This is a genomic window from Candidatus Dadabacteria bacterium (assembly GCA_026706695.1).
GTDB lineage: Bacteria > Desulfobacterota_D > UBA1144 > Nemesobacterales > Nemesobacteraceae > Nemesobacter.
This window is the reverse complement of record JAPOYE010000089.1, coordinates 37,441-47,500: the sequence shown is the minus strand read 5'-3', so window position 1 is coordinate 47,500 and position 10,060 is coordinate 37,441. Positions and strand designations below refer to the sequence as shown.

The 10,060-nt window shown below is 50.2% G+C and carries 5 protein-coding genes, 2 tRNA genes and 2 rRNA genes (1 of these 9 cut by a window edge); 2 read left to right on the top strand and 7 right to left on the bottom strand.

The window, feature by feature from the left end:
- The 4 genes from OXG10_06910 to OXG10_06895 all read right to left on the bottom strand — a co-directional run.
- Positions 1 to 961 (bottom strand): 23S ribosomal RNA (locus tag OXG10_06910) (its annotated part extends 1,025 nt beyond the left edge of the window); the annotation flags it as partial.
- A gap of 106 nt (positions 962 to 1,067) precedes the next feature.
- A tRNA-Ala gene (locus tag OXG10_06905) sits at positions 1,068 to 1,140 on the bottom strand.
- 3 nt (positions 1,141 to 1,143) lie between these two features.
- A tRNA-Ile gene (locus OXG10_06900) sits at positions 1,144 to 1,220 on the bottom strand.
- A 79-nt stretch (positions 1,221 to 1,299) separates the two neighbouring features.
- Positions 1,300 to 2,838 (bottom strand): 16S ribosomal RNA (locus OXG10_06895).
- A gap of 402 nt (positions 2,839 to 3,240) precedes the next feature.
- Between OXG10_06895 and cysS the strand changes: the two genes are divergently transcribed.
- Positions 3,241 to 4,686, top strand: a complete 1,446-nt coding sequence (cysS, locus tag OXG10_06890; GenBank protein MCY3827087.1) for a cysteine--tRNA ligase — start codon at positions 3,241 to 3,243, stop codon at positions 4,684 to 4,686.
- A 100-nt stretch (positions 4,687 to 4,786) separates the two neighbouring features.
- On the top strand, positions 4,787 to 5,572 hold the full coding sequence (locus OXG10_06885; protein ID MCY3827086.1) for an ADP-ribosylglycohydrolase family protein: 786 nt from the start codon (positions 4,787 to 4,789) through the stop codon (positions 5,570 to 5,572).
- A gap of 240 nt (positions 5,573 to 5,812) precedes the next feature.
- Here OXG10_06885 and OXG10_06880 read toward each other — a convergent pair whose 3' ends face one another.
- The 3 genes from OXG10_06880 to OXG10_06870 form a co-directional block, all read right to left on the bottom strand.
- Positions 5,813 to 5,959 (bottom strand): hypothetical protein, encoded by a 147-nt coding sequence (locus OXG10_06880; GenBank protein MCY3827085.1) that lies wholly within the window; start codon positions 5,957 to 5,959, stop codon positions 5,813 to 5,815.
- Between the two features lie 196 nt (positions 5,960 to 6,155).
- Complete coding sequence (locus OXG10_06875) at positions 6,156 to 8,468, bottom strand: DGQHR domain-containing protein (GenBank protein ID MCY3827084.1); 2,313 nt, start codon at positions 8,466 to 8,468, stop codon at positions 6,156 to 6,158.
- Between the two features lie 78 nt (positions 8,469 to 8,546).
- Complete coding sequence (locus OXG10_06870) at positions 8,547 to 10,058, bottom strand: ATP-binding protein (protein ID MCY3827083.1); 1,512 nt, start codon at positions 10,056 to 10,058, stop codon at positions 8,547 to 8,549.
- Positions 10,059 to 10,060 lie beyond the last annotated feature (2 nt).

Sequence of the window (10,060 nt, the reverse complement as noted above, 5' to 3'; positions counted from 1 at the left end):
TTTGTCTGGGTTTGGTAGATCTTTCGACCCCCTAGTCCAATCAGTGCTCTACCTCCGCTAGTCATCACACAAGGCTATACCTAAATATATTTCGGGGAGAACCAGCTATCACGAATCTTGATTAGCCTTTCACTCCGATCCACAGCTCATCCGACAGGTTTTCACCCCTGACCGGTTCGGGCCTCCACAAAGGTTTTCTCTCTGCTTCACCCTGGCCATGGATAGATCGATTCGCTTCGGGTCTATCCCCAGTGACTGGCGCCCTATTCAGACTCGCTTTCGCTACGACTACACCTATTCGGCTTAATCAGGCCACTGAGGATAACTCGCAGGCTCATTAGGCAAAAGGCACGCGGTCAGGCATTTCCACGAATGGACATAGCCCTTCCACTGGTTACAAGCAGATGGTTTCAGATTCTATTTCACTCCCCTCACCGGGGTTCTTTTCACCTTTCCCTCACGGTACTGGTTCACTATCGGTCAACGGCACGTATTTAGCCTTGGATGGTGGTCCACCCAGATTCCTCCAACATTCCACGTGTGCCGGAGTACTCGGGATCCCTCTAGGGCTCATCAAAGTTTCGCTTACAGGGCTATCACCTTCTGTGGCAAGACTTTCCAGACTATTCTGCTACTTATCAAAGTCCCATACTGAGGTCCCACAACCCCGAAAGGAAAATCCTCTCGGTTTGGGCTCTTCCCCGTTCGCTCGCCGCTACTAAGGGAATCTCGGTTGATTTCTTTTCCTCGGGGTACTGAGATGTTTCACTTCCCCCCGTTAGCCTGCCATAGCTATATATTCACAATGGCATGACCAAGGTTTGCTCGGTCAGGTTTTCCCATTCGGAAATCCCCGGATCAAAGCCTGTTAAGCGACTCCCCGAGGCTTATCGCAACTTACTACGTCCTTCATCGCCGTCCGTTGCCAAGGCATCCACCTTCTGCTCTACATATCTTATCTGCGAGGCGTGAAAATCCTCGATAATACTAACAACACGATCAATTCTGTTTCTCAGCGTTATATTCAATTGTCAAAGATCAAAAAAGCATTCGAAATTCTTTTTATGTGGAGGTGAACGGGCTCGAACCGTCGACCTCCTGCTTGCAAAGCAGGCGCTCTCCCAACTGAGCTACACCCCCTACTGGTGGGCCTAGTTGGATTTGAACCAACGACCTCACCCTTATCAGGGGTGCGCTCTAACCAGCTGAGCTATAGGCCCCTGTTGCTTTATAAGCGCAGGAAATACTTTTTCGTAAAAAGCAGATGACGAGCGAAAAAGAGACAGATATCTCCGTGAAAAAGGAGGTGATCCAGCCGCAGGTTCCCCTACGGCTACCTTGTTACGACTTCACCCCAATTACCAGCCCTACCTTAGGAACTTGCCTCCCGAAGGTTAGCACAGCTACTTCGGGCAGAACCGACTTTCGTGGTGTGACGGGCGGTGTGTACAAGGCCCGGGAACGTATTCACCGTGGCAATGCTGATCCACGATTACTAGCGATTCCAACTTCATGCAGGCGAGTTGCAGCCTGCAATCTGAACTGAGACTAGCTTTGATGGGATTGGCTCACCCTCGCGAGTTTGCGACCCATTGTACTAGCCATTGTAGCACGTGTGTAGCCCAAGACGTAAGGGCCATGATGACTTGACGTCGTCCCCACCTTCCTCCGGCTTGTCGCTGGCAGTCTCTTCAGAGTGCCCACCCGAAGTGATGGCAACTAAAGATAGGGGTTGCGCTCGTTACCGGACTTAACCGGACACCTCACGGCACGAGCTGACGACAGCCATGCAGCACCTGTGATAACTGTTCCGGGCAAGCCCGGAACCACCACATACTTTCGTATAGGCTTAAGTTAACATGTCAAGTCTTGGTAAGGTTTTTCGCTTAGCATCGAATTAAACCACGTGCTCCACCGCTTGTGCGGGCCCCCGCCAATTCCTTTGAGTTTCAGCCTTGCGACCGTACTCCCCAGGCGGGATGCTTAATGCGTTAACTACGGCAGGGAGAATTAAATTCCCCCTACCTAGCATCCATCGTTTAGGGCGTGGACTACCCGGGTATCTAATCCGGTTTGCTACCCACGCTTTCGTCCCTGAGCGTCAGTACCAAGCCAGTTGGCCGCCTTCGCCTCTGGTGTTCCTCCCGATATCTATGCATTTCACCGCTACACCGGGAATTCCGCCAACCTCTCTTGGACTCTAGTCAGGCAGTTTTGGATGCAATTCCAAGGTTAAGCCTTGGGATTTCACAACCAACTTGCCTGACAGCCTGCGGACCCTTTACGCCCAGTAATTCCGAGCAACGCTTGCCCCCTCCGTATTACCGCGGCTGCTGGCACGGAGTTAGCCGGGGCTTCCTCTGGAGGTACCGTCAAGACACAAGTGTCCCATCGTCCCTCCTGACAGAGGTTTACAACCCGAAGGCCTTCATCCCTCACGCGGCATCGCTGGGTCAGGCTTTCGCCCATTGCCCAATATTCCCCACTGCTGCCTCCCGTAGGAGTCAGGGCCGTGTCTCAGTCCCCATGTGGCCGTTCACCCGCTAAGGCCGGCTACCCGTCTTAGGCTTGGTAAGCCTTTACCTTACCAACTACCTGATGGGGCGTGGACTCATCCAAAGGCGATAAATCTTTTACCGCTGTATCCTTGGATACTGTGGTCTTATCCGGTATTAGCCCCGATTTCTCGGGGTTGTCCCAGACCCTAGGGTAGATTATCCACGTTGTACTCACCCGTTCGCCGCTTTACTCGCGACCGAAGTCACTTTCTCGCTCGACTTGCATGTGTTAGGCGTGCCGCCAGCGTTCGCTCTGAGCCAGGATCAAACTCTTCATAAGAATTTAAAAGAATTTACGGATACTGCTCTAGTTCGCCCGCTATCATCTGCTATTAAATTTTCAAAGATCAAGCTATCAAAATGGGTAGAATATAGTACTCACCCACCGGAAATTGTCAATTTAAAAAGAACAAGGAAAACAAAACAACTTCAAACAAAAAAATGAAAGTGAACCATCATACTAACGGACGGTTTTGCTTTGGCAAGCTTTTTTTTCACTTTGAAGAAAAAACTGCTGGAAAGGGGCAAAAATCCGCCTTCTTTGCTCAGATTTTGAGAAAAGAGCCCCGGTCGCCTTGCGCACGTGCGCCCTAACCCTTGAATTTAGGGAACGAATACGTAGAATTTTCCCTTCGAAAAATACCACGGGATAAGGAGGTCTCGCAGTGACCTCCCTTGAAACATGCCGAAAGAACTTCCCAAAATAAAAATCTACAATTCTCTCTCGCAGAAAAAAGAAGATCTCATTCCCTTTGAGGGAGACAAGGTCCGGATGTATGTCTGCGGTCCCACGGTATATGACTCAGCCCATCTGGGGCACGCCCGCTCCGCGGTGTCTTTTGACATTATACAGAGATTCCTCAGATACGCCGGCTACGACGTTCTGTTCGCGAGAAACTACACCGACATAGACGACAAGATAATAACCCGCTCCAATCAGGAAGGGGTAAGCTGCGATGAGATATCCGAGAAGTACATAAAGGAATACAGAGAGGACATGGCCTCGATAGGGGTTGAGACTCCAGACGTCGAGCCCCGGGTAACCGAGCATCTGGAGCAGATAATAGCGCTCATAGAAAAGATAATAGAGAAAGGCTTCGCCTACCGCTCGGGCAACAACGTCTTTTTCTCCGTGAGAAAATTCCCGGACTACGGAAAGCTCTCCTGCAGGTCGCTTGATCACATGCTTGAAGGAGTGAGAATAGACGTAAACGAGGAAAAGGAAGACCCTCTTGATTTCGCGCTCTGGAAGGAGTCAAAACCCGGCGAGCCGGCTTGGAAAAGCCCGTGGGGAGACGGAAGGCCCGGATGGCACATAGAGTGCTCCGTTATGAGCATGGAGTATTTGGGAACGAATTTCGAGATACATGGAGGGGGAAAGGACCTCATCTTCCCGCACCACGAAAACGAGATAGCCCAGTCGGAGGCTGCCTCCGGAGAGCCGTTTGCAAAGTACTGGCTTCATAACGGCCTGATAAGAATAAACAAGGAGAAGATGTCAAAGTCCCTGGGGAACTTCTTCACGCTTTCCGAGGCAACTAAAAGATGGTCCCCGGAGGCCATAAGGCTTTTCTTCCTCTCGCACCACTACCAGAACCCGGCAGATTTCTCGGAGAAAAGCATGCATGACAGCGAGGCGGCGCTTGAGAGAATATACCAGGCCCTGCTGAGAGCCGCAGAGGCGCGGGAAGCCAAGGGCTCCGACCCCGCACTTGAGGGTTCGATCAGGAAATTCGAAGAGGATTTTCACTCTTCGATGAGCGACAACTTCAATACTGCCGATGTGGTGGGGAGTCTTTTTGACCTGATACGCTCGATTAACAGATCGCTTGACTCCGTGGGAAAGACTCAAAGCGCAACCCTAGCGCTTGAGAAGATAAAGGAGATATGCGGAGTGCTCGGAGTCCTCTCAGAGGAACCGGCCGAGTACATGGAGAAAAGAAAGTCCACCGCCAACCTCTCAGACATAGATCCCTTTGAGATAGAAAAACTTATAGAGGAGAGAAACTCGGCCAGAGAGGAAAAGAACTGGAAAAAGGCCGATGAAATAAGGGACTACCTAAGTTCCAAGGGAATCGTGCTTGAAGACCGCCCGGGCGGCACCGACTGGAAAGCACAGAGAACCTGATACCAGTCCCTGAAGAAACGCTGCCTTTTTTCCTGCTTCGTGAAAACTGGTGGCGCGTAGTCGGGCAAAGCGGGAAAGAGCACGGACAGGAGGCAACACTATGTGGGGAGCCATAATTGGAGATATCGCGGGTTCGGTCTATTTATTCGTACCCTTCGAGACAGAGGAGGTTGAGCTCTTACAAAACAACTGTTTTTACACCGACGACTCGGTGTGTACCGCAGCGGTCGCGGAGATACTCCTTGACAACCTGCCCGCCGCACCCACCCTGCAGCGATGGGGCCGGAACCATCCGAATCGTGGCTACGGCACCATGTTCAGAAACTGGATCGCGAGCCCTGATCCCCAGCCGTATCACAGCTATGGAAACGGAGCGGTAATGCGGGTGTCGCCGGCTGCCTTCCTTAACCGGAGCCATCCGCTCGAAGAGGCGCTTGCGGCCACCGACCGGGTAACCAGGATCACTCACAACCACCCCGAGGGCATGAAGGGAGCGAGGGCAGCGACGCACGCCATCTGGCTTGCCTTTCAGAAATACGAACCGAAGGACATACGCAAGACCATCGAGCGCGAATACGAATACGATCTCTCCAAGGCAGTTGATGATATCCGATCCGGATATTCCTACAGCAACACCTGCCAACAAACCGTTCCCGAAGCCATCACGTGCGCACTTGAATCAACAAGTTTTGAAGACGCCGTTCGAAACGCTATCTCTCTAGGAGGCGACTCCGACACACTGGCGGCGATAGCCGGGCCGATTGCCGAAGCTATGCATGGCATTCCTGATCACCTTGTGGCGCAGGCTGTGGATCAGTCCCTTTCCGGGGCCCCGGATATTGTCAAGGTGATGGAACGAATGTACAAGACGGCAGTCCGAACTTGAACGCAGGTCTAAGTACGAAGGGGTGCTAGAAAATCATTTCCGGACTTGCGACAAAACACAGGGCGGTTTATTTTTCGGTCCCTACACTTTTGATAAAGCCGCCCAGAAGCTGCAAGGGGCAAAAACACCGTAGAGAGGTTATTGATCACGTATCCTTCGCCTAGAATTCAACCAAGTCCGACAAAGGCGTAATCAGATTAAACACACAGAGAGTATCGAAAAGGACCCTAAACGTCCGGGCTAAATATAAATTCCCATGTATTCCATGGCCCTTTTGACGTTCGCCGGGCTCTGGGTCTCCCCCCTGCAGCTGTACCAGCAGGAAGTGCACTTGGTTTTTTCGTAAAGATCCGGTTTGTAGTCGCTGTAGTGGGCGGCTACGGGCATCTCGGAGCAGGAAAACACCCGTTAAAATACATGCCGACCGGGAAACGCTGTGTTAAGAATGTAAAGGTAAAGAGTAAGTTCGGTTTATTCAGACCGAAGACGTAAGCAGGTGTTACCCGCCCGTGGCGTGAGCGTGTACGCCAGGCAATACTGAAAGAAATTTCGAAACCAAGGCCATAAAACTCTCCTCATGAGTTTACGAGATATCCTCAGGAAAATGCTCTTTGACCTTGTCAAAAAGCTCGTTTACGGAGGCGACTTGGTCCGTGGTCAGAACGCCGCGCTCAGGATGCGCCGTGATCTTGCGTATCTCGTTGAGGTCCTTGATCCATCTCGTGCTTGCTTTCCAGTTGTTCTTGTCACGGGAATCCAGCGAAACCACGTCTTTGAATAAGTCCCAATTCTTGTGACAGATATCGATATAGTTGATCAGATAAAGCTGAGATTCTTCCTCGCCTTCACGATTTTTTTCCTCCCATCTGCTCGTGCAATCCTTGCGGATTTCAACAGGAATACCCTTCGTCCACCACACTTTTTCTTCCGTACCGTAATGTTTCTTCAACGTTCCGATGACGTAGTCAAAGAGTTTCCGGTTTATCTTATTCACATTGTTGGTCGCTTCTTCTGTACCCACTTCATCACGGGACTCCAAGTACTTTTGCAGTCCTGCGGGGTTGAAGTCGTGAAACTTCTTGTTGATATGCGCTTCCATTCCATAGGCCTGGTCCCGAACGGCTGTCAGTGAAGAGCCGGTGCGTCTAAAGGATTGGATTTCTTGCCCGGATGCGTCGTTGAAATAGTCGACCAAGACCTGAAAATACGGTTTGATTTCCGCGAAAGTCTCATCGGCATTGAAAAGGCAAAGGTCTGTTCCGTCTGTGTCCCGGATATGGTCAGCAATGTCTTTGATAACGTGAAACAGAGCCCGAATGCCATTATTCGTACATAGATATCCTCCGGTACCATCGCCGAGCTCCCAGTGGTTCGTTAGCTGGGTCGAGAACATGCCGAGGCAATCCGAAAGCACCGATAGGCCTTTCTTGAGGTTCGCAGCATAGTCATCGGACCTGCCCGTCGACAGTGGACCCGGCACAATTGCACCCTTGCTGAACGTTCCTAATAGCTTGGCAACGTCAAGACCGTCCCGGATCGAGGTCTGCGTCAGGCAGCGATACCGAGTCTTCTTCTTTCCGGTGACAACCATGCGGTCATGAAGCGGCGAGGTCTTCTCGCCGTTAAGACGCGAGGCGATGCGCGAGAGCAGGGCTTGGAACGCTTCTTCAGGGTCGGAAGAACCCCAATGAAGGTCCGAGTAAAGCTCAACCAACAGGCCCGTGCTCACTTTGGTCTGTTTGCTGTTGATATCGATGAAGAGGTTCATCTCCTTCTCGGCAGGAAGATTCTCATAAGCAAGCACGGGCAAGACCGTCGAATCCTGATTGAAGCCCTCTGTCGCACGTGCGTAAGCGTATCCGTAGAGCCTATGCTGACCATCGATGATCCAAGCCGAGGCATAGCTCGGCGGCAGATAAAGTACGCCCCACTCCTCTTCACCGTATTTTTCCTTCGCATCAAATCGCAATTTCTTCCTGCCGGTCTTCAGGTTGACAACTATATTCGTCGGAAACTTGCCGCCACCATTGATGTACTCTGCAATCTTTTTCAGTCGGCGCGACTGGAGCATACGCTGGTATGTTTCCAGATTCTCGATGTCGCGGCTTGCCTTGTGGCCGACGTAGGCGACCTTCAAAAGCTCATCTGGGCGGATGAGGAAAGTGTAGAACGTCTCACCCCCCATCTTGCTTCGGGTAGCTACGACTTTCTTGGCTAGGCCTTCAATCTTCTGACCGCCAAACATATGCCCCAAAAACTGGTAGCGTGCCGCGTGCTTGAGATGCTGCACGAGCGACGTATAGTAGTCGAGTTCGCCGTCGGTGACCACCGCAATCTGCGCTTGCTCGCACTCGGCAAGGTCTTCGTCTCTCCATGAGATGTTTCTTGTAGCGATGACATGTTTGACTTTGAGCTTGCTCTCTTGGCCGTAGGTCCCGCGGACCGATTTGAGCAGGTTCTCGCGAGTTGTCCTGATCTCCTCGACCAGTTGGTCCATCTTCTCCTTGCCCGGCGTATCGCGCTGTGCGCACTCGACGATGATGACGGCTTCATCGTCCTTGGCAAACACATCGACCTGACGTGGTGGCAGGTCACTTTCGACGGCAATCGTGAACTGACGCCCTTTGCTCATCTCCTTGAAGCCCATCTGGGCTAGGATGCACCAGACTTCATCTTCAATCTGCTCGTCAACGGGCTTGGCCTTGGCCATCCGCGTTGACTTCGCGTTCTTTCTGAACATCCGCCAACCGTCAACTTCTTCCAGCTTCACCTTTTCAGCAATGAGCTTCTTCGACGAACCCGAGACAGTCTTGTACACATCTTTCTTTTTCCGTTTCCTGAGCTCGGATGTAAGCTCATCGCCGGACACTAGGGGGCCTAGGTATTGGTCGGTCATGACACAGGTCGCTCCATCTCTATAAACGCAAGATGTTCGGGTTAATTGAACAATTAATAGCTGCTAAAATAATAGCTGCTAAAATTTTTCTCTTTTTACCTTAGATAAAATAGTATCAATTGTGTCTTTTGCTGCTTGCGGCGATGGAGATATTTCGGTAAGAATCTGAAAAATGTTTCGGTATATGGATACTTCTGACGCAGCAATGCCTGGGAAATATACTTGACCTCGGCTTGCTCGGAAACTGGAGAGCCTCCTCTCCAACTCATTTAACTTATCCATCTTGCCATTTTGCCATTCCGGTTCTTTATGTTTGTCCCGCAAACGTGCAATTTCCGCCAAGGTTTCAGTGATCAGTTCTCTTGCCGCTTTTGCAGTTAGATATTTGGATGCTGCAAGTTCATAAGTCGCATTAACATTATCGAGAAGAGACTGAAATTGTCGCTGCTCATTGCGTTCCTTTGAGGCAATTCTGCATTTTCTCTCCAAGTTGCGACAGACTATCTTTAGTTGGTTCTCAAGGTTTCTAAGGTGGGGACCCGGTTCAAAGTAGTCTCGCCTTGCGTTGGGAACTATGCGAGAGTCCAGTATATGAATTTCCGATACACACCACCGATTGAAACGAGTTTCCGAAAAGAGGTGGTCAAAAACTGTTTCGTCTCCAACTTGAATGTTGCCTATTCTAACACGCATACATCTTATGCTTGGTTTTTGCAGAAGCGCACCTAGGTAAGATGAATGCGCAATCCATCCAGTAGCTGCATTTCTATCACCTTCTAATGAGGGGATGGTAATTTTTTCAAAGTCAACAAATGCGTCCAGATGGTTCCCAGAAATACAAGTGCCGCTTCCGTGCAACCTTGTAACCGGGATTTTCTGGTTATCAATTACAATTTCCAACATCAAAGGTTTTTGGTCTTCTTCAAACAGGTTTAATACTTGCGTCGCATACGGAAAATCTTCTGAGAAAGGAACTGGGCAGATTTCCCCTATATACTCGCTAACCAAGTCACGGTTTAGGATGAAAGATGCCGCGTATCTAGATATACCGCTAATTTGAACTTCAAAGAACCGTGTCGGATAAGTGTCCTCTTTTATAACATCAACCGTAACGCAATTAGAGATGATTTTTTCTATTGGCAGATTGCTGTCGATACTTCTTCTTAGATGGGTTCTGTTCCACACAACACGAGTTACAGGATCCGTATCCTTGGTACGCGTAAGAAATGAAACCGATTCACCAAAAGCAAGCCCACACAGTCGACCGATACCTCTGAAGCCTCTGTCAGTTTGCCGGTGCTTATTGCTGTTCGCAATAGGAATAAGCTCTTCAATTGCCTGAGCATGAGATAACCCTAAGCCATTATCTCGTATTGATAAATACATTGAAGCGAGGTCAATTTTAATGTCTATTTTGCAATCTTCCGGCTTGCCAAAAGCGGCAATCGAATCGGCAGCATTCTGAATATATTCGCGATAGACAGACAAAGGCGAAGTATACATTGCAGACGTTATAAGGCTGAGGATATCCCCACCTATGTGTATCGGCAATTCAGGGAGCTTGTCTGTCGTTTCGTTTTTTTTATTCATAT